We start from the raw sequence: 24,699 nt of genomic DNA on the forward strand, positions 1-24,699 counted from the left end.
GCTGAGTTCATGCGCGTTGCCGTTGCCGATATTGGAACCAATTCCTGTCACCTCTTGATTGCTGAAGCGCGGGGCAGCAGTTATCAAGTGCTCGACACCCTCAAAGAGCGCACTCGGCTGGGCGCGTGCTTGGATGAGCAGCGCAACATTACCCCCGAAGGTGAGCGGCGGCTGACCGAAGCCCTCAAGCAGTTTCAAGAACTCGCCCACGCCGCGCAGGTCTCCGAGGTGCGGGCCTACGCCACCAGCGCCATGCGTGAAGCGCCCAACGGCAAGGAGGTGGCCGCGCGGGTCAGTGAAGCCTCCGGCGTTTATCCGGTGATGATCAGCGGCGAGCGCGAAGCTCAACTGACTTATCTGGGCGCGGCCCACAGCGTCGAGTTTGGAGCCGACAACCTGCTGCTGGATTTGGGCGGCGGCAGCTTGGAACTGGCACGCGGCGGCCCCGAGCAGCCGGATCACGTCATCAGTTTGCCGCTGGGCAGCGTACGGCTGCACCTGACGCATCTGCAAAAAGAGCCGCCCGGCCCCCGCGCCGTCAAAGCCTTGCAGCAGCTCGTGACAAAAGCGCTTGAGCCGCACTTAAGCACCTTCCGGGTCGGCAGCGCCACCCGCGTTTTCGGCTCCAGCGGCACCTTCGAAGCGGTGGGCGCGGCGATTGCCCAGCGCCGGGGCGTCTTGGGCGTTACCGAAATCAGCGTGGGCGGCTTTTCGTTTGAAGTCTCGGCGCTGAGCGACTTGGTGCGCGACCTTCAAAAACTGACTCCAGCCGGACGCATCAGAGCGGGCATCGATCCGCGCCGCGCCGACATTATCGTGGCGGGAGCGGCCATTTTGGAAGCGGCCCTCAGAGCGGTGGGAGCCGAGCGGGCCACCGTCAGCGAGGGAGCGATGCGCGAGGGAATGGTCATCGAGGAACTGGCCGCCCAGACCCACTGGGAAAGTGGCCTGAGCGCCCGCCAGCGCAGCGCCGCCGCCTTGGCCGAGCGCTTCATGGTCAGCTTGCCGCACGCCCGACAGGTCACCGCGCTGGCCCAAGACCTGCTCTCACGCCTCCAGCGGCGGGGTGAGTCTTTTCCCGAAGAAGCGCCCAGCTTGCTCAGCGCCGCCGCTTTTTTGCACGAAATCGGCCAAAGCGTTTCGCAGAGCAGTCACCACAAGCACAGCGCCTACCTGATTCGGCACGCAGGCCTGCGCGGTTTTGACCCCCGCCAACTCGAACTGATTGCCCAAATTGCCCGTTACCACCGCAAAAGTGCGCCCAAGTCCAGCCACACCGAATTTCAAGCCCTCAGCAGCGTTGACCGCGAAGGAGTGGCCAAGTTGACGGCCATCTTGCGGGTGGCCGACGGCCTAGACCGCACCCACAGCAGCCAAAGCCAGATCGTGGATTTGCACCGGGAAGGCGGCAGCTGGGTTCTCACGGTGGCGGGCGTTACCGCGCTGGATTTGGCCGGAGCGCAGGACAAAAGTGATGTATGGCGGCAGGTGTACGGCGAGCTGAAGGTGGAGGCGGCGCAGGGAAGCTGAGCGCACTGAGCAGCGCTGCGTCCCTGCAAGGCTTGTATTTTGCCCGCGCCTCCGCTAAAGTCTTGAAGCCTGCTGCGTGCGGGTGAGTAAGGCGATGTAGCTCAGTTGGTTAGAGCGAACGACTCATAATCGTTAGGTCCCCGGTTCAAGTCCGGGCATCGCCACCAAGACCAGGAACCCTGTCTGAGACGGGGTTTTTTTTGTATCTCGCGAAAAATTGTACTCGGTACAGCCAACTGTGATCGTTCGCTCTCCAGACCCATCTGAAGCCGCCTGTCAAAGCGGCGTTCATGGTAGATAACCAAGCGCCTTGTCTCAAAGAGGCAGTAAACTGAGCGGCATGACCACCCAATCGTCCGTGGAGCAACTCAGCGTCAACACCATTCGCACCCTCAGCATTGACGGCGTGCAGGCGGCCAACAGCGGCCATCCCGGTGCGCCGCTCGGCATGGCCCCAATGGCTTACGTGCTGTGGCAAGACTTCTTGCGCCACAACCCCAAGCACCATGAGTGGCTGGGCCGCGACCGCTTCGTGCTGTCGCCGGGCCACGCCAGCATGCTGATCTACTCGCTGCTGCACCTGACCGGCTACGATTTGAGCTTGGAGGAACTCAAGAATTTCCGGCAGTGGGGCAGCAAAACCCCCGGCCACCCCGAGTTCTTCCACACGCCCGGCTTAGACGCCACCACCGGCCCGCTGGGTCAGGGCGCGGCGATGTCGGTGGGCATGGCCCTGGCCGAAGTGCATTTGGCCGCCCGTTACAACAAGCCCGACCTTAAGATTTTTGACAACCACACCTACGCCATCGTCTCGGACGGCGACCTTCAAGAAGGCATCAACCACGAAGTCGCTTCACTGGCCGGACACCTGCAACTCGGCAAGTTGATCTGGATGTACGACGACAACGACGTGCAGCTCGACACCGGCACGTCCAAAACGTTTACCGACATCACCCCGCTGCGCTACGAGAGCTACGGCTGGCAAGTGCTGGAAGTCCACGACGGCAACGATCTGGTGGCCATCAAGAACGCGCTGGAATCGGCCCGCAACGACACCCGCCGCCCCAGCCTGATCAAAATCAAAACCATCATCGGTTACGGCAGCCCCAAGGCCGGAACCAGCAAAGCGCACGGCGAGCCGCTGGGCGAGGAAGGCGTGGCCGCCACCAAAGCGGCCCTCGGCTGGGATTACCCGCCGTTTACCGTGCCGGAGGAAGTGGCCCAGCACATGGACGCCACCGAGCGCGGCGCGGCGCAGGAAGCCGAGTGGAACACCCTGATGGACAAGTACCGCGAGGACTACCCCGCCGAGGCCGCCGAACTCGACGCCATGATCGCCCGCAAACTCGCGCCCGATTTCGCGGCCACGCTGCCCAACTTCGAAGTCGGCAGTAAAGGCATGGCCACCCGCGCCGCCAGCGGCAAAGTCATCAACGCGATTGCCGCCAAGGTGCCGTCGCTGCTGGGCGGCAGCGCCGATTTGTCTGGCAGCACCAAGACCACCATCGAAGCCTCAGGGGCCATTCAGCCTGGCGACTACGGAGAGCGCAACATCTACTTCGGGGTGCGCGAGTTCGGTATGAGCGCCATTGCCAACGGCCTGAGCTTATATGGCGGCCTGCGCCCGATGGTCGGCACCTTCTTGGTGTTCGCCGACTACCTCAAGCCTGCGGTTCGTCTCTCGGCCCTTCAGATGCAGCCAGTGATCTATGTGCTGACCCACGACAGCATCGGGCTGGGCGAGGACGGCCCCACCCACCAGCCCGTCGAGCAGCTCGCCATGCTGCGCTCGATTCCCAACACCTTCGTGATGCGTCCCGCCGATGCCAACGAAACCGCCGCCGCTTGGCAAGTCGCTTTAGAGCGCACCGACGGCCCCACCGCACTCATCTTGACCCGTCAGGATTTGCCTACCCTGCCGCGCAATTACAGCGGCGTGCAAAAGGGCGCTTACGTGGTCAAAGACGCCGAGAACGCCCAGATCATTCTGGTGGCCTCGGGCAGTGAGGTGGCGCTGGCCATAGACACCGCCGAGAGCTTGGCCGCCGAGGGCACCCCGGCGCGGGTGGTGAGTATGCCGTGCATGGAAGCCTTCCGGCAGCAAGATCAGGCTTACAAGGACAGCATCCTGACGCCGGGCGTCAAGCGGGTGGCCATCGAAGCCGCCTCGCCGCAGCCCTGGTACGAATGGGTCGGTTTGGAAGGCGCGGTCGTCGGCATGACAACTTTCGGCGCGTCGGCTCCCGCCAAGACCTTGTTTGAAAAGTTCGGCTTCAGCGTGGCGAATGTCAGCAAAGTGGTCAAGAGCGTTCTCTAAATTCAGCCGCCCCAACAAAAAAGCCGCCCCACATTGGAGGCGGCTTTTTTGTTGAGTTTCATTTCAAAAACAACTTGTACGCCGCGTTCTGGCTCATGTCGTGGGCCGGGTAGCCGAGCGCCTCCACCGACGCCAGAAAGTCGGGCAACTCGGCGTCTGGCACCTGAATGCCGGCCAGCACCCGCCCGTGTGCGCTGCCGTGGTTGCGGTAGTGAAAGAGGCTGATGTTCCAGCGGGACTGCAACTGAGTCAGGAAGGCCAGCAGAGCGCCGGGGCGTTCGGGGAAGTCGAACGAGTACAGCCGCTCATCCTGCGCTTCGGGAGCGCGGCCTCCGACCATGTGGCGCACATGGACTTTGGCGAGTTCGTCTTCGGTCAGGTCCGTGACGGGATAACCCTGCCCTTCCAGCGCGGCGACGAGTTCGGGCCGCTGATCGGGGCGCTCAAGTTGCACGCCGACGAAGATTCGGGCGTCGGTGCGGGGCGCGTAACGGTAATTGAATTCGGTGATCTGGCGCACGCCCAGCGCGGTGCAAAAGGCCTTAAAGGCTCCAGCCCGCTCAGGAATGGTGACGGCGAGAATGGCCTCGCGCTGCTCACCGATCTCGGCCCGCTCGGCTACGTGGCGCAACCTATCAAAGTTCATGTTGGCCCCGCAGGTCAGCGCCACCAGCGTCTCACCTTCTAACTTGTGCTGCCGGGCGTACTTCTTGAGGCCCGCCACCGACAGCGCTCCAGCAGGTTCCATCACGGCGCGGGCGTCGTCGTACACGTCTTTGATGGCGGCGCAGACTTCATCGGTGCTGACGGTCACCCAGTCGTCAACGTACTGGAGGGCCAGCGCGAAGGTGTGCTCACCGACCATCTTGACTGCCACGCCGTCCACGAACAGGCCCACCGTGTCAAGGCGCACCCGCTCTCCGGCCCGCACACTCTGGGTCATGGCGTCGGAGTCGTCGGGTTCGACGCCGATGATTCGCACATTCGGCTTGAGCGCCTTGAGAAAGGCCGCCACGCCTGCGATCAGGCCGCCACCGCCCACCGGGACGAATATCGTGTAGGCGTCGGCTTTGACCTGTGAGAGGAGTTCCAAACCCACCGTACCCTGCCCGGCGATCACGTCGGGGTCGTCATAGGGATGAACGAAGGTCAAAGCCCTTTCGCGCTGTAACTCGTAGGCGTGGGCCTCAGCGTCGCTGAACGAATCGCCGAACAAGACGACCTCGGCTCCCCGCGCCCGGCAGGCCCGCACCTTGATCTCGGGCGTCGTCACCGGCATCACAATGACGGCCCGCACGCCGAGTTTCTGGGCGCTGAAGGCCACCCCCTGCGCGTGATTGCCCGCCGAGGCGGTGATGACGCCGCGTGCTTGCTCCTCGGCGCTGAGCTGGGCCATCTTGTTGTACGCTCCTCGCAGCTTGAACGAAAAGACCGGCTGCTGATCCTCGCGCTTGAGCAGCACGGTGTTGCCGAGTCGGGCCGAGAGCTGCGGCGCAAGCTGCAAGTCGGTTTCGATGGCCACGTCATACACGCGGCTGGTCAGCACGCGGCGCACCCAGTCCATATTGGCTCGGGAAGGTTGAGTAAGGACGGCGGGTTCGGTCATAGAAGCTCCTTTGGAAGTTGGACAGACAAAAAAAGCCCCCAACACGAAGTTAGGGGTCACGGTAGGCGCGAACAAGCCGCCCGGTTTACCCGGTGGTGAGAATAATTCGCGCCTGCATGTTGAACAGTCTACGCTTTAAGCGCAAATGGGGGGAAGGGGTTAGGGCTTGGCAATAACCTTGATATTGATAGAACCTGTACCACCCGGCCCACTGGAACCCACTCGGCGGATACCGAAAATTGAGCCAACAAGATTGGGGGCTGACAGCGTGGCGTCCGCGTCTACACTCACTGAAATTCGGGCGATTGACCCGGTGAACGTCTGTGCGCTGCGTCTGACCGTGACCCGGCCAGCATCCAGATAAGCCAGCAGATTTGGGTCTTTCTTGGCGGTAGCTTCGGTTTGTTTAGAGAAGAGTTCCAAGATCGCCGAGTCAGGTACGCCGTTCTTTGTGAGAGGAATTTCTATCTGTGTTGTTGAGCCGCGTGCCAAAGTTACTTCCACGTAAGCGGCGTAAGGCTGATCCGGCCCATTGTCCACAAACGGGCAAATCCCCGAGTCCCGGCAATTGTTACAGCTCGTCAGCAGCGTGGGCGTGAGCAAAAGCGCCGCCACCAGAAGCAAAGATTTCATAGGCCGTAAGTGTAACACATACTTTCACGAGGTATGAGGCAGCATTTTATTCAGAGTTGCAGAGTATCGTCAGACAGCTTATCTCCACGGAGCCGTAATCTCCGGCCCGATCTCGATAACTGGCGCAAATCCAGTACGGCTGACATAGGTGCCGACGTAGGTTTGATCGGGTTTGGGGGCGGAGATGTGGATGGAAACGGATAAGACCGTATCTTCTGTATCGTTGACAGGACGCATATTCCTGATACTTTCGCCAACAACATTGCCATTTTTAACGCATTGCAATGTAATTTTTGGTGAAAATATTTTCTGGCTTGTATGGGAAGGATATCCCCTCAAAGCGTAACCATTCGTGTAGCCCGAGCCGCTAATGTTGGCGGGACTGAAGTCACCTGAAATAGACGGACTTTCGCCTGAATCAACTTTCAAACGGAGTAATGGGCAAGTGTCCGTGACATCCAATTGAGGGTTAAAGATTGCTGTGGCACCTGCATTCAAAAAAGGCTCCTGATTGCACCCAGAAAGTAGATTTGCCGCTACAACGAATCCAGATAAAAGGAGCGATCTCTGCAAAGGGTTGGTCATACGCCTCAAATCTTAACACATATTTTTCCAATGTATACGTCTTAGCTTAACTTGGCTCCCCACCCGCTTACCGCTCTCAATCTCAGCACATTCAGCGTTCCGTCATCTGCGAACATAGGCAGCACATCGCTCAGCGCCAGCACTTGCCGGGGCGAGTCCCAGCACTGCGAGGGCTTGTGCAGGGCGAAGCCGCCGCCGAGACTGAGCGCCGCGTGCTGCACCAAGCCGTCCTCGCTGCGCCACACCAGTACACTTCCGGGAGTGTCGAGTGGGCCTCCTACAACAGTATTGGCCGATAGCCAGGCTTCAAACGGTTCGCGCTGCATCCACTCGCGCTCAGCATTCAGAACGCCCGCCGCCGCCATCACGGTGCCGAAGCAATTCGGGCCGCTCCCCGCCGCGAAGGTTCCGGCCAACTCGCGGGCGCGGGGGAGAATCGGGGACACCTCCGCCCAGAGAGTTTCCGGTACTTCACCGCGTTGACACGGCAAACGATCCCGCGACAGCAGGCGCTCAAGAATCTGGCGCTCGCGGCCCACCAGAAGAGAAGGCCACCAGACGAAGCGCTCACCACCTGCCTGAGACTCGGTGTCCAGGACATCGCGCCACGCTTCTACCCACTCCACTGCTCCGCGCCGATGCCTGATTTGAGCTTCCAGCAAGCCAGCCCGAGCCGTTGGTGGCAGAGCTGAAAATGCCCGCTCGTCCAACAAAACGGCTCCCGGCACTGCCACCTTCCAAAGCTGAAATGTGTCGCGCAGTTCGGGCGAAAACTCAAGTTCGCTGGGACCCGTCAGCCCGAAGGCCCGTGCTTCTTCGTCGGTCAGAAAAAACGGCTGCACCTGGGGAGCCAGCCAGCTTGACCAACGGCTGAGCAAAGCAGGGCCAACCGGGATATTGAGGATGTGGTCAGGAAGTTGCATTTACTCGCCCCACCCGGCCTGGAGCTTCGTCCAGTCCTGCGGCGTGTCCACGTCGCGCAGAGCTTCTCGCGGCAAGTCCACCCACACCGCTTCCTGCCCGTACTCCGCAATCAAATGTTTGGGGCCGTGATCGCCCGTCTGGGTAAAGCCGCCGAACAAATCGGCCCTGAACAGATGCGGCGGGGCGCGAACACCGCCAGTTTCCATTTGATACGGGCCAAACCGGGCCAGCACCAGTGGCGCACCGCTCGCCACAAACGCTTCCAGCACGGCGCGGTGATGCTCAGCCGTCACGAACGGCATGTCGGCCAGCGCGAAGTGAGCCGCCGCCACGCCCGCAGGCAACGCCGCCAGCCCCGCCCGGAAGCTCTCCGATAAGCCGAGTTCGGGATGGGAACATTCGGCCAAGGTCAGCGGCAAACCGGCGAGGGCGGCCCGGACTTGTTGCCCCAGTTCGCCCGGCGGAGTCACGACCACCACGCCCGTGAATCCAGCCTCCAGTACGGCGCGGGCGGCTCTGCGCACCAAGGCTTCACCCTCCAAAATCAGCAGTTGTTTGGGCTGCCCCAAGCGGCGACTCTGACCCGCTGCCAAGACGACGGCCCACACTTCTGGCCACACCTCCGGCACTGTGATGGTGGTTGGCACTGCGGTGGTGGTTGGTGCAGTGGCGGTCATTGGCACACGCTCAACATGCCGAACAGTCTAAAGCGGCCCGCGCCTGCTAGCCTAAGCTTATTCATGTCTGCACCCAATCTCAGCGCACCTGATCCCAGCGCATCCAGCCTTGGCGCGGCCCTGATCGCCACTGGTTATTTGCCTTCACCAGCTCTCGGCACGGCGCTGCGCCTCGTGACCTTGCTGGGCAAGCCGCTGCTGCTCGAAGGCCCCGCCGGAGTGGGTAAGACGCAGGCCGCCAAAGCGCTCGCGGAGGCGCTGGGCACCCGGCTGATTCGGCTGCAATGCTATGAGGGCCTAGACGCGCAGTCCGCCCTCTACGAATGGAATTATCCGCGCCAGTTGCTTCATTTGCGCCTCTTGGAAGGTCAGCACGCCTTAGAAACGAACCCAGAAGCTGAGCAGGATTTGTACCGCCCAGAGTTTTTGCTGCGCCGCCCACTTTTGGAGGCCATCACCCAAGACGCCCCGCCCGTCTTACTGATTGACGAGGTGGACCGCGCCGACGAAGCTTTCGAGGCTTTTTTGCTCGAACTGCTGGCCGAGTGGCAAATCAGCATTCCCGAACTCGGCACCATCAGCGCCACGCACCGCCCCCACGTCATTTTGACCAGCAACCGCGAGCGCGACCTGAGTGACGCCCTGCGCCGCCGCTGCCTGTACTTGTGGGTGGATTACCCCACGCCGGAAGCAGAACTGGCCATCGTGCGTGCCCGCTTGCCTGATGTGGAAGCCAGCCTCGCCCAGCAAGTCGTGAACGCGGCGGCGTACTTGCGGGCCCTGCCGCTGAGTAAAACCCCCGGCATTGCCGAAACGCTGGACTGGGTGGAAGCGCTGGTGGCGCTGCACAGGGACGCGCTGACCCCCGACACCGTGGAGGAAACGCTGGGCTGCGTGATCAAGCTGCGCGAAGATCAAGCGGTGGTGCGCCAGAAATTACAGGGCTTGATGACGGCGGCCCTGCAACAACTTTGAATGGGCATCAACTCTGAGCGGGCATCAGCCAGTCTAATTTTTACCCTCACTCGTCTTCTCCTTCCGGGTCGCGGGTTTCGCTGGGGCGCGGGTGCGGAGCGTCCACTTTCTGCTTGCTAAGATCACTTTTGGGGCTGTTCCGCACTAGGCGAATAGAAATAGGCGCGTCGCCCAAGCTGATCGAGCGCTGCGGAAAGGGAATCTCGATGCCGGCCTGATCCATGGCGATTTTGATGCGGCGGTTGAATTCGCGCTGCAAGGCGTACTGGGTTTTGGGCTGCACTTTGAAGAGCGCCCGCAGCTTTACGCCGTCGGCAGCCAAACTGGTGACGCCCTGAACCTCGGGGGCGTCCAGAAAGTTGCCACTCCATTCAGGGTCGGCGTAGAGGTCATTGCAGACTTTTTCCAGCACTTGCAAAGCCTCGTCGACGTTGGCGCTGTAGGTCACGTCCACAGTGGCCACCACCCGCGACCAGTCCTTGCTGCTGACGCTCACGGTATTGATCTGGCCGTTGGGCACGATATGCACCGTGCCGTCGAGGGCACGCAGAGCCGTGACCCGCAAGTTCAGCTTCTCGACTTCGCCGCTGAGGGTGCCGCTGTTGACGGTAATCACGTCGCCCACCCCGTACTGGTCTTCGAGCAGAATAAAAAAGCCGTTGAACACGTCTTTGATTAAGCTCTGCGCTCCGAAACCCACTGCCAGACCGAAGACCGAGACGCCCGCCAGCAAGGTGGTGGCGTTGATGCCCAGCGCCTGCAGGATGCTGATGGCGGCGATCAGCACCACGATGACGCGCAGGGTGCTGTCGACCACGCCGCGCAGGGTGCCGAGGCGCACCGCCCGGCGGTTAAACTCGTCGCCTGGCACGATCCGCGACGACAAATTACCCACCAGACGCCAGCCGATCAGGCTCAGCGCCACGATGACCACCAACTGTCCGGCGCTGACCCGGAACCAAGACGTGATGATCTGGCCCGCGCTGAACAAAATCGGCACCGGCACATAAACGGCGTAGACCACCACCGCCACCGCGCAAAAAATGCAGGTAAAGAGCCACCACCACCTGAGCAGCAGCAGCAAACTGGGCCGGATGTGAGGGGTGAGCTGGCGCAGCAGCAGGCGGCCAAAGCGCCAGACGGCGTAGACCACCACCAAAACCAGAACCACCTTGAGCCAAACCCAAGGCTTGGAGAGCTGTGCGACGAGGAGATCAAACATTAAGCGCTAGCCTGTCACGCGCGGATGAGATGAGCGGGTGAGCGAGCGGCCGAGCCTACCGGCGGCGCGGCCAGCCAGCCACAATTCTCAGCCAGCAGGGCTCAGGGCTGCGCCGACTTTGAACCCGCCAAACCCTCACTCAGCCGCTCGATGAGGCGCGACTGGTGCGCCCGTGAAGCCCGCAGCAAAGCGTTTTTGACCGCAACCGCGTCGGCGCTGCCGTGACCGATGTAGCTCAGGCCGCGCACGCCAAGCAAGATACTCGCGCCGTAGGTGCTGGGATTCATCCTTTCGCTGATGGCCCGCAGGCCGTCGCGCACCAACAAGCCGCCCAGCTTGGCACGCGGGCTGGAGGTCAGCGCGTCTTTGACCCAGCCGAGGAGCACCCGCGCTTCACCTTCGGCCAGCTTTAGCACGATGTTGCCGGTAAAGCCGTCGGTCAGCACGATATCGGTGGTGCCTTTGAAAATGTCGCTGCCCTCGATGTTGCCGTAAAAGTTAATGCCGGCTTGCTGCCGCAGCAGGGCGTGGGCTTCCAAAGTCATGGCGCTGCCTTTGTGGGCTTCCTCGCCAATGCTGAGCAGGCCCACCGTGGGGTTTTCGCGCTCCTCGATGACCCGCAAATACAAGCTAGCGAGCTGCGCCCACTGCGCCAGATAGCTGGCTTTCACGTCGGCGTTGGCTCCGGCGTCGAGCAGCGCCACCGGCCCGGTGCGGGCGGGAATGTAGGTCAGGATAGCGGGGCGGTCTATGCCGGGCAAGCGGCCTAAGATCAACAGTGAGGCGGCCATCGTCGCGCCGCTGTGACCCATGCTGACCAGCGCCGCCGCCTGACCCGCCTTGACCAGGTGGGCCGCCACGTTGATGCTAGCTTCTTTGCGCCCGCGCACGTCGCTGGCGTGCTCATCCATTCCGATCACGTCCGGCGCGTCGACCACCGTCAGCGGCAGCGCCGAAATGCCGGAATGTTTGCTGAGTTCGGCGTGCAGCTTGACCTGATCGCCCACCAGCGTGACCCGCACGCCCGCTTTGGCGGCCATCACCGCGCCTTCCACGTTCGGCACCGCGCCGTGATCGCCGCCGACAGCGTCTAGGGCAATCGGTAAGGTGGCAATGGGTAAACTTGCAGCGGCGTCGGGTGCTGCGTTGGTTTCAGACTCAGCCGTCATCTTCTGAATCCAGAGCGCTGCTCACGTAAAAGGGGCGCGGCTCGAAGCGGCCTTCGCTGCGGTTGCCCGTCCCACCCTCGCTGGGGAGGCGGTAGCCGGGACGCTCCACCGAGGCGCGGATGTCTTTGAGATCCACGTATTCGTCGGCGGCGTTGCGCAGCTCGTAACTGGTCATCTCGGGAATCGAGGCCACCACCACCCGCTTGCCGCGCAGCCGCAGCGCTTCGACGGGCCGCTCGAAATCGCCGTCGCCGGTCAGCAGAACGGCGGTATCATAGAGGCCAGCGGTGGTCAGCAAATCGGTGACGATCTCGATGTCGAGGTTGGCGCGGCGGTGGGTGTCGCCGTGTTCGTCGGTATTTTCGCGCAGAGTGCGGGTTCTCACGGTGTAGCCCATATAGGTCAGGGCGTCGATGAAGCGCTTTTGCTTGTCATCGACCGGCGTGGGAACGGCAGTGTAATAAAAAGCGTTGTAGAGCCGTCCCATGCTGGCAAAGTGCTCCAAAATCTTGCGGTGATCAAAGTTCCAGCCCAGCCGTTTGGCCGCCGCGTAAACATTTGCTCCATCAATAAAAAGTCCAATCCGCTCTAAATACTGTGGTTGTTCCATCTGTCCTCCGGGCGCGGCCAAATCGGGGAAGCGCCCATCTATGTGGTGCTGAAGTGGTGTTCAAAGGGTCAATGAGAGTTGAGTATGCCCGCAGTCACGCATCGGCAGTTGCCGCCCGCCAAAACAGTGGCCTTTGGCGGCTGGCTTTAAGATACCGGCTGCCCGCCCCGAAATGTCAATTCAGGTTCCCCTGAACAAGGTGTCGCTGAACTCACTTTAAGTTTGAATGCACCGGCAACTGTGGCCGCTGTCCCTCCTGTTGCAGCGCCGCCCACACGTCCTGATTGAGTTTGAGTAGATCAACGCCGCCGTATTCGGCTGGCAAGGCCTGGAGATATTTCTGGGCTTTGTCGAAGTTGCGGTGGGTGAGACTGCCGTACGCCCAGCGCCTGTGCAGCGCGGCGGCCAGCAAAATCAGGGCCTGCAAGAACGCCCGCTCCTCACCGGCAGCAATCAGCCAGCGGCCTTCCCACGCTTCGTGGGCTTCCCACCACAGGCCCGCATTAAACAGCCGCGCTCCCTCATTCCACTCCTGACTGCTCTGGGCCGACCACATGTCCTCAGTGTGGCGCATCCCTGCCGCGCCGCCCCCACACCCTCCCCAAAACTAAAGGCCGCCTGAAGGTGTTCACGCCATAATGCCAACTTGTCACACATGTGATTACAGGTTAGGCAGCGTAAACTGTGGACATGAAACCCGTAGAACTGAGCGACAGCAATTTTAAGAGCGAAATCGAAAGTGGCCTGACGTTGGTGGACTTTTGGGCCCCCTGGTGCGGCCCTTGCCGGATGGTCGCCCCCGTCATGGAAGAGATCGCCGGGCAGTACAGCGGCAAAGTCAAAGTCGGCAAGCTCAACGTGGACGACAACCAGCAAACCGCCATGCAGTTTAAGGTGATGAGTATCCCCACCGTGATGTTGTTCAAGGATGGTCAATTAATAGAAACCGCTGTGGGCGCACAACCCAAGCGGGCATTTGAACAGTTGATCAACAAGCACGTCGAGAACGCCGTCAGCAACTGAGTTTTAGGCGTGACCGCCAAGCCGCTTCTGTTGTGGGAGCGGTTTTTGATTTGGCCACAGGATTTTACCCCAGCGCCAGCACCGCCCGCGCAGTAGGTTCGTCGACCACCAACACCTTGGCCAGCCCACCCAGCAAAGCGGCGTGCAGAGCGCGGGCTTTGCCGACACCGGCCACCACGCAGATGGTTTGCGGCGCAGCCCGCACCAACCCCAAATCGGGGCCGCTGGCCCGCGCGTTCATGGGAATACCTTCAAAGCTGCCGTCGGCGCGGAAAAATACGGTGGCAAGGTCGCCCACCACCCCCGCCGAGATGAGTCCGGCTTCTTCGTGGGCTTCCAAGTAGCCTGCCGTGTAGACGTAGCTGGGCATTTCGGCCTCGGTGCTGCCCAGCGAGTACAGCAGCACGTCGGCCCGCTCTTGGAGCGCCAGCACGTGCCGCACGCTGCGCTCTTGCCACATCATCTTCTTGGTTTCGGCGCTGTCGAAAAAAGTCGGCACCGGGAAAAGCTGCGCTCTGCCGCCGTAATTGCGGGCAAAGCGGGCCACCGTGTCGGTGACAAAGCCGCTCATGAAGTCCTCGGCGTTGGCCGAGCCGTTGAGCTGCACGAAAGTAAGTTCCGGAATGGCGCGGGGCTTCAGCGCCCGGCTGACCGCCTCTAAAGTGTTGCCCCAGGCCAGGCCCACGATCTGCTGAGGCTGGAGGGTATTGCTCAGCAAGTTGGCGCTGTACGCCGAGACGCGCTCCAAGCTGACGGCCTCGCTACTGCCGGTGGGGACGTCCACCACATGCGGCGAGAGATCCGGAAAACGCTGACGAAGTTGGGCTTCGAGAACCTGTGGATGCTCGGCGGGGTCGTGAATCCGAATTTCAACGAGGCCGCTCTGCTTGGCCAGCGTCAGCAGCCGCGAGACTTTGGGCCGCGACACGCCGAGTTCGGCAGCAATTTGGCCAGTGGTCAGGCCCTGATAAAAGTACAGCCGCGCCACCTGCACCGCTTGGGCAGCTTGGTCGGGCAGCGTTTCGGGAGGGGCGTGATCTGGGTTGGTCATGGTGTTTCAGCATAACGATTGGGCCGAGGCAAAAACTTGCACAAACGTTCAGCGCAGTATTGACATTTGTTCAAGAGCAGTCAACACTAACCTTCAACCCCAGCCCCTTCCCTCTCCACCCTTTGACCAGGAGACTCGATGCCTCAGTACATTCTCGCGCTCGATCAAGGCACCACGTCCAGCCGCGCCATCGTGTTTGACCAGTTGGGCAACATCAAAGCGCAGGCCCAAAAAGAGTTTCATCAGCTTTTCCCGCGTCCGGGCTTGGTCGAACACGACGCCCAAGAAATCTGGAGCACCCAAATCGGCGTGGCGCAAGAAGCCATCACGCAGGCACGCTTGCGTCCCAGCGACATCGCCGCCATCGGCATCACCAACCAGCGCGAAACGGTGGTGATTTGGGAGCGGGTTAGTGGCAAGCCCATTCACAACGCCATCGTCTGGCAAGACCGCCGCACGGCTGGGTGGTGCGACCAGCTCAAAGCGGCGGGCAAAGAGGAGTTGATTCAGCAAAAAACTGGTCTGATTCTTGACGCCTACTTTTCCGGCACCAAAGTCAAGTGGATCTTGGACAACGTGGAGGGCGCACGTGAAAAAGCCGAGAAAGGCGAGTTGGCTTTTGGCACCATCGATTCGTGGCTCATTTACAATCTGACTGGCGGCGAGCTGCACATCACCGACGCTGGCAACGCTTCGCGCACCATGCTCTACAACATTCACACTGGCGAGTGGGATGATGAACTCCTCGCGCTCCTGGACGTGCCGCGCGGCATTTTGCCGGAGGTGCGAAACTCCAGCGAAGTCTACGGCGAGACCGCCGAGGGCTTACTGGGCAGCCGCATCAAAATTGCCGGTATCGCGGGCGATCAGCAGTCGGCCACCTTCGGGCAAGCCTGTTTGGAGCGCGGCATGGCCAAAAACACCTACGGCACCGGCTGCTTTTTGCTGATGAATACCGAAGGTGACGCGGTGCCCAGCCAAAACCGCTTGCTGACCACGGTGGCCTGGCAACTCGGCGGCGAGCGTACCTACGCGCTGGAAGGCGGGGTGTTTGTCGGCGGAGCGGTGGTGCAGTGGCTGCGCGACGGCCTAGGCATCATCCGCAGCAGCGGCGACGTTGAAACGCTGGCGGCCAGCGTGCCGGACAGCGGCGGGGTGTTTTTGGTTCCGGCCTTCGTGGGACTCGGCGCTCCGTACTGGGACCCCTACGCACGCGGCAGCATGCTGGGCCTGACGCGCGGCTCGACCGCCGCCCACATCGCCCGCGCCGCGCTGGAAGCGGTGGCTTACCAAAGCGCCGAACTGGTCGCCGCCATGGAAAAAGACAGCGGCGTGACCCTGAGAGAACTGCGGGTAGACGGCGGAGCCAGCAACAACGACCTGATGATGCAGTTTCAAGCCGACATTCTGGGCGTGCCGGTGGTGCGCCCCAAAATCACCGAAACCACCGCGCTGGGGGCCGCTTACTTGGCAGGCTTGGCGGTGGGCTACTGGCAAGACACCAGCGAGATTTCGGCTCAGTGGCAAGAAGAGCGCCGCTTTGAGCCGCAGATGGAGCCAGCGGAACGCGGGGCCCGCTTGGCCAAGTGGAAAAAAGCGGTGGAGCGCTCCAGAGCATGGGAAGACGCCGACGCCTGAACGGGTGCGCTGACTGGGCCGACCCTTCCGCGCTGTCCGGCTTTATTGGTGTGTAAGTTGCCTCGCTGAACATCTGTTCAAACTGTGCGAACATAAGTTCATATCTTTTGCTTTTATCCGTAAGCGCCGATTCACCCACCGACTCAAAAGGAATCACCCATGACTCAACCTCTTCCCAGCACCCGCGCCCAGCACCTCCAAGCCGCCGCCCAAGACACCACATGGGACGTTGTGGTCATCGGCGGCGGCGCTTCAGGCCTCGGCGCGGCAGTCGAAGCGGCCACACGCGGCTACAAGACTTTGCTGCTCGAAGCTTATGACTACGCCAAAGGAACTTCGAGCCGCAGCACCAAACTGGTTCACGGCGGGGTGCGTTATCTGGCGCAGGGCAACGTGTCGCTGGTGCGCGAGGCGCTACACGAACGCGGCCTGCTCAAGAAAAACGCGCCGCACTTGGTTCACGACCTCGGCTTTTTGATCGCCTCGTACACATGGTGGTCAAAGCCGTTTTACGGCATCGGCATGAAGGTCTACGACGCGCTGGCCGGCAAGCTCAATTTGCAGCCGAGCCGCTTAGTCAGCAAGGCCAAAGCCTTGCAAATGGCTCCCACTTTGCAAAAAGCTGGCATTAAAGGTGGCGTGTTGTACTTTGACGGCCAATTCGATGATTCGCGCCTCGCTATTACCTTGCTGCGAACTTTTGAAGATTACGGCGGCGTGGCGCTGAATTACGCGCCAGTGGTGGGCCTGACCAAATCCGGCGGCAAGATTTCGGGGGTCAGCTTCCGAGATTCCGAAACAGGCAAAAGCTACGCCGTCAAAGCCAAAACGGTGATCAACGCCACCGGGGTTTTTGTAGACAGCGTCCGTAAGATGGACGACGCGCAGGCGAGGCCGATGCTGTCGCCTAGTCAGGGCGTCCACGTGGTGGTGGGCCGCCAATTCTGGCCGAGCGACAGCGCCCTGATGGTGCCGCGCACCGACGACGGGCGGGTGCTGTTCGCGGTGCCTTGGCACGATCATGTGGTGATCGGCACCACTGACACCGCCGTGCCAGAAGTCAGCTTGGAGCCGCGTGCTTTGCCCGAAGAAATTGATTTCATTCTCAAAACCGCTTCGCAGTACATGAATCCGGCTCCCACCCGCGCCGACGTGCAGAGCGTGTATGTTGGCCTGCGCCCGCTGGTCAAGGCGGCACAGGGCAGCGACACCAAGGCCATCTCGCGTGACCATGTCATTCGCATTTCTGAAAGTGGCCTGCTGACCCTGACCGGCGGAAAGTGGACGACTTACCGCCGGATGGGCGAAGACGCCGTCAACCGCGCCGCCAAGCTGGCGAACCTGCCCGAACGCCTGACCCTGACGCCGGGCCTGCGCTTACACGGCTGGAGCGAGGACGAGCGGGCCGACCACTGGAAGGTTTACGGCAGTGACGCCGACAAAGTTCAGGCTATGGAAGGAGCCGCCACGCCGCTGCACCCCAAGCTGCCTTATATGGAAGCCGAAGTGCGCTGGGCGGCCCAAATGGAACAGGCCCGCACCGTGGAAGACGTGCTGTCGCGGCGCTTGCGGGCGCTGCTGCTGAACGCTCAGTCGAGCATTGAAGCGGCCCCCCGCGTGGCTGAACTGCTGGCCGAAGAGCTCGGGCAAGACAAAGCTTGGCAAGCCGCACAAGTGGAGGAGTATCAGGACTTGGCGAAGGGTTACTTGCTGCCTGCCTGAAACGAAATTGAAGTAAAAGGGGTCAGAGCTGCGGCTTGGGCCCTTTTTAATAGTTGAATCCAAAAAATAGACAATAAAAAATCCGCCTTCTTGGGCGGTCGTTTTTCTCGAACTTCTTTAAATTGATAAAGAGACTATAGCGCGGTATTTGGGCGCTGTCAAGTTTATGCATTGGGAGGTAGGGAATTTCCGGACATGATGGGTTCTCCTCACCCCTCAACGACCTGCCGTGTACACGCTTCGAGTCCGTTGCCAAGGCCCAAGCGCTGTGTTCATTTCGCTGAGTTCGTTGTTCTTTGCGGCACTGAGACTGACGCCGGTTTACCTACGTACTTGAGCTGAAAGCCTGCACTCTGAGTCTGACCCGTCAGGGCGTATTCCAGCGCCGTGCCGGGAGCAGCACGCAGCAGCAAGGCCACAGGTGCAGCCGGTGCACTCCCCGCCGCTTGGGCGGGCACGGCGGGAACCGGCGGCAAAGCCGTTTCAGCTTGCCCCACGCCGAGCCGCAACCCCGCAGCCAGAAGGATGAATTTTTCATATCGCCCAGCATAATCAACCCGCCCTCCGAAACATTACGGTTTGACGGCGTAGACTGAGCGACCCCATCACCAAAAGCCTGTCCGTTTTAAGCTGAAACGGGGCGGGCTGATTGGTTAGAAGGAGCGTCAGCGTCTCTTGTTGCCATAAGCGGCTTCTTGACCACAACGGCGAGCCTCTCAACTCATCCTCATCCGCCCCGAGTAGCGGCGCGAACGCCAACGGGCCTCCCCCATCCCCGCTTGGCGCTAAACTGCTCGCCATGAGACTCGCCGTCATTGCAGATTTGCACGCGAATCTGGAGGCGACCCTCGCCGTTCATGAAGACCTTCGCCGCCGCGACATCAAAGAACTCTGGGTGCTGGGCGATATCGTCGGCAAAGGGCCGCGCCCGCGTGAGGTGCTTCAGTGGGTGCAGCAACATGCCAGCCGCACCGTGCAGGGCAACTGGGACGCGCGGGTGGCCGGCGTGACCAACCGCCCGCAGGATTTGTGGCCGCGCAGCCGTCTGAGCGCCCCAGAGCTGCGCTACCTCGCCGAGTTGCCGTTCGGGATCGAGGAGCAGTTCGGCGGCGCGTGGTGGCGCTTTGTCCACGCCAGCTCTAAAGGGGTCTTTCACCGCCTTTACCCGCACAGCAGCCTCCACGAGCAGCTTGAAGCCTTCGCCCCGCAGCCGCACCTCGGCCTGCACGAGTACGCCGACGCCCTGGTGTACGCCGACATCCACGAAACGCTGATGCTGGACGTGGAAGGCCGCCCGCTGATCAACTGCGGCTCGGTGGGCAACCCCCTGGACAGCACCTTGCCGAGTTACCTGATCTTGGAATTTGCCGAAACTGGCCCAAGTTACAGTGCTCAGTTCGTGCGGCTGACCTACAACCGGGACGCCGAAATCGCTGCCGCCGAGCAAAGCGGAATGCCTTTTACCCGCGAGTACATCGCTGAACTCCTCACCGGCGCGTACCAAAAACGCCGAGCACGCGGTGAGGGTACCGGATGACTTCACATACCGTCACCCAGCCCCCGACTTCAGCCGCACCGACCAACCTAGCAGCAGGCCACGCCGCACCGATTGAGGCAGAGATATTTCCCGAGAAAGGAGATCGCTAGAAAAGCTCTCTTCTCCCCCGTCCCACCGCTCTTAGCGCCGCCCGAACGGCTTGTCACTGCTGTGGGCATCCGGCGTTCGGGCATCTGAAGCGCCGTAGCCGGGGGCCATTTCACGGCCTGCGCCCGCAGCGCTGCGGCCTGCTGGCGACGTGGCCGAGCCGTTGTACGAGTTGCCTAAGCCCGCGCTCGGTGCGGCGTTGGGGTTCGCGCCGCCGGGGTCATTGGCGAGGCGGGCAAATTCTTTGGGATCGACCGAGCGCGCTAAGCCCGCGTCGTAGCTGATGACGCGGCGGCGGAATAAACCCGCCAAATAAGCGTCCATCGTGACCATGCCTTCCCGTGAGCCGGTCTGCATCACCGAGACGATCTGGTAGGTCTTGCCTTCGCGGATCAGCGCCCTGACCGCCGGATTGGCAATCAAGAGTTCGTAGGCCAGTACCCGCCCACCGTCAAGGCGCGGAATGAGCTGCTGGGTCATCACGGCGACCAAGTTGTTGGCGAGCTGCACCCGGATCTGCTCTTGCTGCTCTTCCGGAAACACGTCCACGATGCGGTCAATCGATTCGGGGGCCGAGTTGGTGTGCAGCGTGCCCATCACCAGGTGCCCAGTTTCAGCGGCGGTCACGGCGGCCTTGATGGTTTCGTAATCGCGCATTTCGCCGACCAGAATCACGTCGGGGGCTTGGCGCAGCACGGCCCTGAGGGCGTTGTCGAAGCCGTAGGTATCGCTTCCCACCTCGCGCTGATTGATGATGCTCTGCTTGTGCTGGTGCATGAACTCAATCGGGTCTTCGATGGTCATGATGTGCAGCTTTTTGTTGACATTGATGTAATCGATCATGGCCGCCAGCGTCGTGGACTTGCCGGAGCCGGTAGGACCGGTCACCAGCACCAAACCGCGCGGGGCGTTGGCAACTTCGATGACGTTTTGCGGCAATCCCAGATCCTGCACACTCTTGATTTTGGTGGGAATGAGGCGCATCACACCGCCCACCGAGCCGCGCTGCACGAAAGCGTTAACACGGAAGCGGGCTTGGTCGCCCAGCGCGAACGAAAAATCGAGTTCGCGCTTGTCTTCAAATTGGCGCTGCTGCTTGTCGTTCATCATGCTGTACATCAGCTTGCGGGTGTCGGCGGGGGTGAGCGTCTCCATGTCTTCTTGGGTGTAGACCCCCGAAAGCTTGAACTGCGGCGGCAAGCCCACCGTCAAGATGATGTCGGAAGCGTTTTTTTCGGCGGCGATCCGCAGAATGTCGGTAATATCGGGGCCAAAAGTCATGGATTCTCCTTAGAGGTGGGAACAGGTATTAAGCAAAAATAGGTCAGTTACTGGTGACGGCCAGCACTTCTTCGAGGGTGGTCTGGCCCAGCAGCGCTTTCTCGATGCCGTCTTGGCGCAGGGTTCTCATGCCGCTGTGCTCAATGGCAATTTCACGAATTTCGGCGGCGGTTTTGCGCGTGCCGATAGCGCGGCGAATCGGCTCGTCGACGACCATCAGTTCGTGAATACCCATCCGGCCTTTGTAGCCGGTGCCGCCGCAGCGTGGGCAGCCCGCGCCGCGCTGCAAGTTCGCGCCGCGCAGCTCGCGCTCTCCGATGCCCAGCCGCCGCAGCACTTCGGGGTCGGCGTTGGTGGGTCGCTTGCAATCCGAGCAGACTTTACGGACGAGGCGCTGGGCCAGCACGCCGACCACCGAGGCCGAAATGTTGAACGGTTCCACGCCCATCTCGTCGAGGCGGGTAATCGCGCCGGGCGCGTCATTGGTGTGCAGCGTGGCCAGCACCAAGTGGCCAGTGAGCGCCGCTTCGGTGGCGATTTTAGCGGTTTCGGTGTCGCGAATCTCGCCTACGAAGATGATGTCTGGATCTTGGCGCAGGAATGCTCTGAGGGCGCGGGCAAAGGTCAGGCCCGCTGCCGTGTTGACCTGCGACTGCATGATGCCGGGAATCTCGTACTCGATCGGGTCTTCGATGGTGGTGGTGTTCTTGTCGGGGCGGGCGATACGCTTTAGGGTCGAGAAACTGGTGAACGATTTACCCGATCCGGTCGGGCCAGTCACCAAGATGATGCCGTTGGGCTTTTCGATCAGGTCAAGGAAGCGCCCAAAGTTGTGCTCAGAAAATCCCAGCTTCTCGACTTCGGGAATGTTGCTGGCTTTTTGCAGCAGACGCATCACGGCTTTTTCGCCGTAGACGGTGGGCAACGTCGAAAGGCGCAAGTCGAGATCGATGCTGCCCTTTTTGAAGCGCACCCGTCCGTCTTGCGGCACGCGCCGCTCGGCGATATCGAGGTTGCCCATGATCTTGATGCGGGCCAGCAAACTCTGGGCCGCGCCTTTGGGAAGCTCGGTGTGTTCGCGCAGCAGCCCGTCGATGCGGTAGCGCACCCGCACGCTGTTTTCGGTGGGTTCGATGTGAATATCCGAGGCTTCTTGCAGGGCCGCTTCACGAATCAGCCCGTCCATCACCCGCACCACCGCGTTGTCGTCGAGTGAGCTGAGATCAGAAGAGATGTCCTTGTCTTTTTCCTTCTGACGACTGGTTTTGGCCAGTTCCTCGTTGAGCTTGGCCATGTCTTTGTCGCCGAAATAGCGCTCGATGAGGCGGATGATGTCTTTTTCGGCCATCACGGCGGGCAGAATCTCGCGCCCAGTAATCAGTTTGAGATCGTCGAGCGCAAAGACGTTGCGCGGATCTTTCATGGCGATGACCAGCGACTCGCCTTGCAGCCGCATCGGCACCACCGTATAGCGCCGGGCGGTGGCTTCGGGAATCATCAAGGCCACTTTGGTATCCGGCGGCGAGGTGACTGGATCGACGAACTCATACCCAAGCTGCGAAGCCAGCGAACGGGCCAGCATCTCGGGGCTGAGCTTGCCCGACTGCACCAAGGTGTCTTCGAGCCTGCCGCCGCCGGCGTTTTGCTTGATCAGTGCGACGTCGATTTCCTCGCTGCTCGCAAAGCCCAGATCAATAATGACCTCGCCCAGCGGCTTGACTTTGCCTTGGCGGGCCTGCACCTGCAAGGCTTCACGCAGTTGGTTGCGCGACAAAGTTCCTTGCTGCACCATCGCCTCGCCCAGCCTGCCCTTTTGCGGATAGGTGCGCTCAATCAGGTTTTCAACGTCGCTGGGACGGGCCAGCAGCAAGTTGACTGGGCGGCCAATCAGCGCCCCGATGTCCTCGCGCCGCCGCAAGTCGCCGGTAATGACGTTGACGCCGGCGGCGTCTTGGCTGATCGGCACCGAGCCGAGCCGCAGGGCGTCGGAGCGCAGCAGCAGGCCCAGCACTTCCTCAGGAGGATTGTATTCGCGGGTGTCGCGCACGTACTGACTGCCTTGCTGCTCAGCCAGCGTGGCGTAGAGCTGCTCTTCGGTGATCAGTTTGAGGCCCAGCAGCACCGTACCCAGCGACACTCCGCTGCTGCGCTGCTGATCGAGCGCCGCCATGATCTGCTCCTCACTCACGAAACCGCGCGAGATCAGCCGCTCACCCAGCATCACCCCGCCCGTCGCTTTATTTTCCTCAAGATTGGGAACGGGCAAGCCGAGTTCAGGATAAAAGCTGGCAATCGCCCAGTTCACTTGCTCGCGCAGCGCCTGATAAGCCTCGACGGTGTACCCGCTCTCGTCTTCCATCAGTTCCAGCGAGGCGTTGTTGAGCGCGTCCACGAAGGCCACCCGCAAGGTGTTGTCTTCCAAGGCAAACGGCACGCCCCGCGCCTGCACCGCCGCCGAGGCCGGAATGCTGGCAATCGCCTGCGGATCGGGTGTCAGGGCCGTCAGATCGACCAGCGGCAACCCGAAGGCTTCTTCGAGGGCGCGGGCGATGCGTTTTTCGCCGATCACGCCGCCGTCAATCAAAATGTCGGCGAGGCGGCCTCCCACCTCGGTGTGGCGGTCGAGGGCTTTTTGCAAATCCATGTCGTTGACGTAGCCTTGCTCCAGCAAAATGGCTCCGAGGCGGCGATCACCAATCGAAAGGGTCATTTTTTCAGCTCCTTATTTGTTGTGGGTACTTGACTTGATGTTCGGCGCTCTTTGCCGTACCAATCGTGGCCGTAGCGCTTCAAGACCAAGCGCTCCAAGCGGCGGGCGAGGTGGGTGTGCGGCAGCGAATTGTTGACGATAGGATGAACCATCAGCGTATAAAGTCCGGCGATATTGCCGCCCAGCACGTCGGTAAAGAGCTGGTCGCCGACCATGCCGACTTGCTGCGGGGGCAGCCGCATATGGGCCAATGCCGTTTTGTAAGCGCGTTGAAACGGCTTCCCGGCCATACCGACGCCCTCGAAGCTGAGCTTGTCGAGCCAGAAGCGGGCGCGTTTGGCCGTGGCGTTGCTCAGCAAGTAGAGTTGCACCTCGGCGCGGCGCAGTTCGGCGGCCCAAGCGATGATTTCGGCCCGCTCCTGATAGCTGCCGTAGGGGATCAGGGTGTTGTCGAGGTCGAGCAGCAGGCCCCGCAGGCCACGCGCCGCCAAAAAGTCCGGCGTGATGAGCTCGATGCTCTCCAGCACTTCACGGGGCCGCAATAACCCGCGCCCGGCCTGCGGCGGAATGAAGTTCGGCGGCTCGGTGCTCATGCCCGCACCCCGATCAACGCCAGCATTCTGCCGGTGCGCCCGGCGTCTCGGCGGTGCGAATAAAAAGCGGGTTCGCAGGTGCAGCGCCCCGAGAGCCAGATCTGCTGAGGACTCAGGCCCGCTTCGCGCAGCACCTGAGCATTCACGCCCGCCAAATCGAGCTGCAAGCCGTTCAAATGCGTCCCGAAGCCCGCCGCCGCAAACTTGCCCGCGACTTCTGGCCCCACCGCATACTGCTGGGCGCTGATCCCCGGCCCCACCGCCGCCCGAATCCGCTCTGGGCGTGCGCCAAGGCGCTGCATGGCCTGTACGGTGCGCTCGGCAATGCGGCCCAGTGAACCCTTCCAGCCCGCGTGGGCCGCACCGACGACGCCCGCCTGGGGGTCTTCGAGCAAAATCGGGTAGCAGTCGGCGGTCAAAATGCCCAGCACCACTCCTGCCTCGGCGCTGACGTGGGCATCGGCCATTTGAATCTTGTTGGGACTGGCCTCTACTACTGCCGTGCCGTGAACCTGATCGAGCAAGGCCAGTGCGCCGAGCGCAAAGCCCAGCGGCTCCAGCGCCCTGCGACGGTTCTCGGCCACCGAAGCCGGATCGTCTTGCAGACCGCCTATCAAACGCTCATCGAGGTTGAGGCCGCCGCCCGCCGGAGCGCCGTAAACGCCCGACGACACTCCGCCGAGACGGGTCGTGAAAGCGTGGGGAGCATTCAAGTGCGGCGCGTGAAGCATCAGAAATTCAGTGTAGAGGTGCATGTCTCACTGGATTCTGTCAAGACGGGGCGGTGG

21 protein-coding genes and 1 tRNA gene are annotated in these 24,699 nt (G+C 61.6%); 8 read left to right on the forward strand and 14 right to left on the reverse strand.

Annotated elements, in window-relative coordinates:
• Positions 1–9 precede the first annotated feature (9 nt).
• The 3 genes from FNU79_RS13380 (at position 10) to tkt (ending at position 3,847) form a co-directional block, all read left to right on the forward strand.
• Positions 10–1,530 carry a Ppx/GppA phosphatase family protein gene (locus FNU79_RS13380; RefSeq protein WP_143721318.1) on the forward strand — a complete coding sequence of 507 codons (1,521 nt, stop codon included), beginning with the start codon at positions 10–12 and terminating at the stop codon, positions 1,528–1,530.
• A 90-nt stretch (positions 1,531–1,620) separates the two neighbouring features.
• Positions 1,621–1,697, forward strand: a tRNA-Met gene (locus tag FNU79_RS13385).
• Positions 1,698–1,870: 173 nt separating this feature from the next.
• The gene (gene tkt / locus FNU79_RS13390; RefSeq protein ID WP_143721319.1) at positions 1,871–3,847 is read left to right on the forward strand and encodes a transketolase; all 1,977 of its coding nucleotides are present in this window, start codon (positions 1,871–1,873) and stop codon (positions 3,845–3,847) included.
• Positions 3,848–3,905: 58 nt separating this feature from the next.
• Here tkt and ilvA read toward each other — a convergent pair whose 3' ends face one another.
• The 5 genes from ilvA to FNU79_RS13415 all read right to left on the reverse strand — a co-directional run bounded on the left by ilvA (position 3,906) and on the right by FNU79_RS13415 (position 8,272).
• Positions 3,906–5,453, reverse strand: a complete 1,548-nt coding sequence (ilvA, locus tag FNU79_RS13395; protein ID WP_143721320.1) for a threonine ammonia-lyase, biosynthetic — start codon at positions 5,451–5,453, stop codon at positions 3,906–3,908.
• 159 nt (positions 5,454–5,612) lie between these two features.
• Positions 5,613–6,086: a hypothetical protein gene (locus FNU79_RS13400; protein ID WP_143721321.1), complete on the reverse strand. Its 474-nt coding sequence runs from the start codon at positions 6,084–6,086 to the stop codon at positions 5,613–5,615.
• A 78-nt stretch (positions 6,087–6,164) separates the two neighbouring features.
• Positions 6,165–6,671 (reverse strand): hypothetical protein, encoded by a 507-nt coding sequence (locus tag FNU79_RS13405; RefSeq protein ID WP_143721322.1) that lies wholly within the window; start codon positions 6,669–6,671, stop codon positions 6,165–6,167.
• 41 nt (positions 6,672–6,712) lie between these two features.
• Positions 6,713–7,594 (reverse strand): hypothetical protein, encoded by an 882-nt coding sequence (locus FNU79_RS13410; RefSeq protein ID WP_185974715.1) that lies wholly within the window; start codon positions 7,592–7,594, stop codon positions 6,713–6,715.
• Positions 7,595–8,272 (reverse strand): nucleotidyltransferase family protein, encoded by a 678-nt coding sequence (locus FNU79_RS13415; protein ID WP_143721323.1) that lies wholly within the window; start codon positions 8,270–8,272, stop codon positions 7,595–7,597.
• A 63-nt stretch (positions 8,273–8,335) separates the two neighbouring features.
• Here FNU79_RS13415 and FNU79_RS13420 point away from each other — a divergent pair, with 63 nt between their 5' ends.
• Positions 8,336–9,247 (forward strand): AAA family ATPase, encoded by a 912-nt coding sequence (locus FNU79_RS13420; RefSeq protein WP_143721324.1) that lies wholly within the window; start codon positions 8,336–8,338, stop codon positions 9,245–9,247.
• 46 nt (positions 9,248–9,293) lie between these two features.
• Here the strand turns inward: FNU79_RS13420 and FNU79_RS13425 are convergent, their stop codons facing one another.
• The 4 genes from FNU79_RS13425 to FNU79_RS13440 all read right to left on the reverse strand — a co-directional run bounded on the left by FNU79_RS13425 (position 9,294) and on the right by FNU79_RS13440 (position 12,804).
• The gene (locus FNU79_RS13425) at positions 9,294–10,469 is read right to left on the reverse strand and encodes a mechanosensitive ion channel family protein (RefSeq protein WP_143721325.1); all 1,176 of its coding nucleotides are present in this window, start codon (positions 10,467–10,469) and stop codon (positions 9,294–9,296) included.
• Between the two features lie 101 nt (positions 10,470–10,570).
• A complete protein-coding gene (plsX, locus tag FNU79_RS13430; RefSeq protein ID WP_143721326.1) occupies positions 10,571–11,638 on the reverse strand; it encodes a phosphate acyltransferase PlsX in 1,068 nt (355 codons plus the stop codon).
• Positions 11,628–12,248: a LabA-like NYN domain-containing protein gene (locus tag FNU79_RS13435; protein WP_124871281.1), complete on the reverse strand. Its 621-nt coding sequence runs from the start codon at positions 12,246–12,248 to the stop codon at positions 11,628–11,630. The genes plsX and FNU79_RS13435 overlap by 11 nt, the downstream gene beginning before the upstream one ends.
• 211 nt (positions 12,249–12,459) lie before the next feature.
• Entirely contained in the window at positions 12,460–12,804 is a 345-nt protein-coding gene (locus FNU79_RS13440) for a DUF309 domain-containing protein (RefSeq protein ID WP_143721327.1), read from the reverse strand.
• 134 nt (positions 12,805–12,938) lie between these two features.
• Here FNU79_RS13440 and trxA point away from each other — a divergent pair, with 134 nt between their 5' ends.
• On the forward strand, positions 12,939–13,271 hold the full coding sequence (gene trxA / locus FNU79_RS13445) for a thioredoxin (protein WP_143721328.1): 333 nt from the start codon (positions 12,939–12,941) through the stop codon (positions 13,269–13,271).
• 64 nt (positions 13,272–13,335) lie between these two features.
• Here trxA and FNU79_RS13450 read toward each other — a convergent pair whose 3' ends face one another.
• A complete protein-coding gene (locus FNU79_RS13450; RefSeq protein WP_143721329.1) occupies positions 13,336–14,322 on the reverse strand; it encodes a sugar-binding transcriptional regulator in 987 nt (328 codons plus the stop codon).
• 138 nt (positions 14,323–14,460) lie between these two features.
• Here FNU79_RS13450 and glpK point away from each other — a divergent pair, with 138 nt between their 5' ends.
• The 3 genes from glpK (at position 14,461) to FNU79_RS13465 (ending at position 19,219) form a co-directional block, all read left to right on the forward strand.
• Positions 14,461–15,960: a glycerol kinase GlpK gene (gene glpK, locus FNU79_RS13455; protein WP_143721330.1), complete on the forward strand. Its 1,500-nt coding sequence runs from the start codon at positions 14,461–14,463 to the stop codon at positions 15,958–15,960.
• Positions 15,961–16,119: 159 nt separating this feature from the next.
• A complete protein-coding gene (locus tag FNU79_RS13460; RefSeq protein ID WP_143721331.1) occupies positions 16,120–17,682 on the forward strand; it encodes a glycerol-3-phosphate dehydrogenase/oxidase in 1,563 nt (520 codons plus the stop codon).
• Between the two features lie 799 nt (positions 17,683–18,481).
• The gene (locus tag FNU79_RS13465; RefSeq protein ID WP_143721332.1) at positions 18,482–19,219 is read left to right on the forward strand and encodes a metallophosphoesterase family protein; all 738 of its coding nucleotides are present in this window, start codon (positions 18,482–18,484) and stop codon (positions 19,217–19,219) included.
• Positions 19,220–19,360: 141 nt separating this feature from the next.
• Here FNU79_RS13465 and FNU79_RS13470 read toward each other — a convergent pair whose 3' ends face one another.
• From FNU79_RS13470 to pgeF, 4 genes are read right to left on the reverse strand one after another with little or no spacing between them, the layout of a single operon-like run.
• The gene (locus FNU79_RS13470) at positions 19,361–20,608 is read right to left on the reverse strand and encodes a type IV pilus twitching motility protein PilT (protein ID WP_143721333.1); all 1,248 of its coding nucleotides are present in this window, start codon (positions 20,606–20,608) and stop codon (positions 19,361–19,363) included.
• Positions 20,609–20,651: 43 nt separating this feature from the next.
• Positions 20,652–23,318 carry a type II/IV secretion system protein gene (locus tag FNU79_RS13475; RefSeq protein ID WP_143721334.1) on the reverse strand — a complete coding sequence of 889 codons (2,667 nt, stop codon included), beginning with the start codon at positions 23,316–23,318 and terminating at the stop codon, positions 20,652–20,654.
• Positions 23,315–23,911, reverse strand: a complete 597-nt coding sequence (locus tag FNU79_RS13480; protein WP_143721335.1) for a YqeG family HAD IIIA-type phosphatase — start codon at positions 23,909–23,911, stop codon at positions 23,315–23,317. Before FNU79_RS13480 ends, FNU79_RS13475 begins: the two co-directional genes overlap by 4 nt.
• A complete protein-coding gene (gene pgeF, locus FNU79_RS13485; RefSeq protein ID WP_143721336.1) occupies positions 23,908–24,666 on the reverse strand; it encodes a peptidoglycan editing factor PgeF in 759 nt (252 codons plus the stop codon). The genes FNU79_RS13480 and pgeF overlap by 4 nt, the downstream gene beginning before the upstream one ends.
• Positions 24,667–24,699 lie beyond the last annotated feature (33 nt).

This window comes from Deinococcus detaillensis (genome assembly GCF_007280555.1).
GTDB lineage: Bacteria > Deinococcota > Deinococci > Deinococcales > Deinococcaceae > Deinococcus > Deinococcus detaillensis.

Coding starts and splice junctions, on each gene's coding strand:
- pgeF (WP_143721336.1), bottom strand. CDS start 24,666: ATGCACCTCTACACTGAATTTCTGATGCTTCACGCGCCGCACTTGAAT.
- FNU79_RS13435 (WP_124871281.1), bottom strand. CDS start 12,248: ATGGAACAACCACAGTATTTAGAGCGGATTGGACTTTTTATTGATGGA.
- FNU79_RS13425 (WP_143721325.1), bottom strand. CDS start 10,469: ATGTTTGATCTCCTCGTCGCACAGCTCTCCAAGCCTTGGGTTTGGCTC.
- FNU79_RS13450 (WP_143721329.1), bottom strand. CDS start 14,322: ATGACCAACCCAGATCACGCCCCTCCCGAAACGCTGCCCGACCAAGCT.
- FNU79_RS13475 (WP_143721334.1), bottom strand. CDS start 23,318: ATGACCCTTTCGATTGGTGATCGCCGCCTCGGAGCCATTTTGCTGGAG.
- FNU79_RS13415 (WP_143721323.1), bottom strand. CDS start 8,272: ATGACCGCCACTGCACCAACCACCACCGCAGTGCCAACCACCATCACA.
- FNU79_RS13420 (WP_143721324.1), top strand. CDS start 8,336: ATGTCTGCACCCAATCTCAGCGCACCTGATCCCAGCGCATCCAGCCTT.
- FNU79_RS13470 (WP_143721333.1), bottom strand. CDS start 20,608: ATGACTTTTGGCCCCGATATTACCGACATTCTGCGGATCGCCGCCGAA.
- FNU79_RS13380 (WP_143721318.1), top strand. CDS start 10: ATGCGCGTTGCCGTTGCCGATATTGGAACCAATTCCTGTCACCTCTTG.
- ilvA (WP_143721320.1), bottom strand. CDS start 5,453: ATGACCGAACCCGCCGTCCTTACTCAACCTTCCCGAGCCAATATGGAC.
- FNU79_RS13465 (WP_143721332.1), top strand. CDS start 18,482: ATGAGACTCGCCGTCATTGCAGATTTGCACGCGAATCTGGAGGCGACC.
- FNU79_RS13400 (WP_143721321.1), bottom strand. CDS start 6,086: ATGAAATCTTTGCTTCTGGTGGCGGCGCTTTTGCTCACGCCCACGCTG.
- glpK (WP_143721330.1), top strand. CDS start 14,461: ATGCCTCAGTACATTCTCGCGCTCGATCAAGGCACCACGTCCAGCCGC.
- FNU79_RS13410 (WP_185974715.1), bottom strand. CDS start 7,594: ATGCAACTTCCTGACCACATCCTCAATATCCCGGTTGGCCCTGCTTTG.
- plsX (WP_143721326.1), bottom strand. CDS start 11,638: ATGACGGCTGAGTCTGAAACCAACGCAGCACCCGACGCCGCTGCAAGT.
- FNU79_RS13460 (WP_143721331.1), top strand. CDS start 16,120: ATGACTCAACCTCTTCCCAGCACCCGCGCCCAGCACCTCCAAGCCGCC.
- FNU79_RS13405 (WP_143721322.1), bottom strand. CDS start 6,671: ATGACCAACCCTTTGCAGAGATCGCTCCTTTTATCTGGATTCGTTGTA.
- FNU79_RS13440 (WP_143721327.1), bottom strand. CDS start 12,804: ATGTGGTCGGCCCAGAGCAGTCAGGAGTGGAATGAGGGAGCGCGGCTG.
- trxA (WP_143721328.1), top strand. CDS start 12,939: ATGAAACCCGTAGAACTGAGCGACAGCAATTTTAAGAGCGAAATCGAA.
- tkt (WP_143721319.1), top strand. CDS start 1,871: ATGACCACCCAATCGTCCGTGGAGCAACTCAGCGTCAACACCATTCGC.
- FNU79_RS13480 (WP_143721335.1), bottom strand. CDS start 23,911: ATGAGCACCGAGCCGCCGAACTTCATTCCGCCGCAGGCCGGGCGCGGG.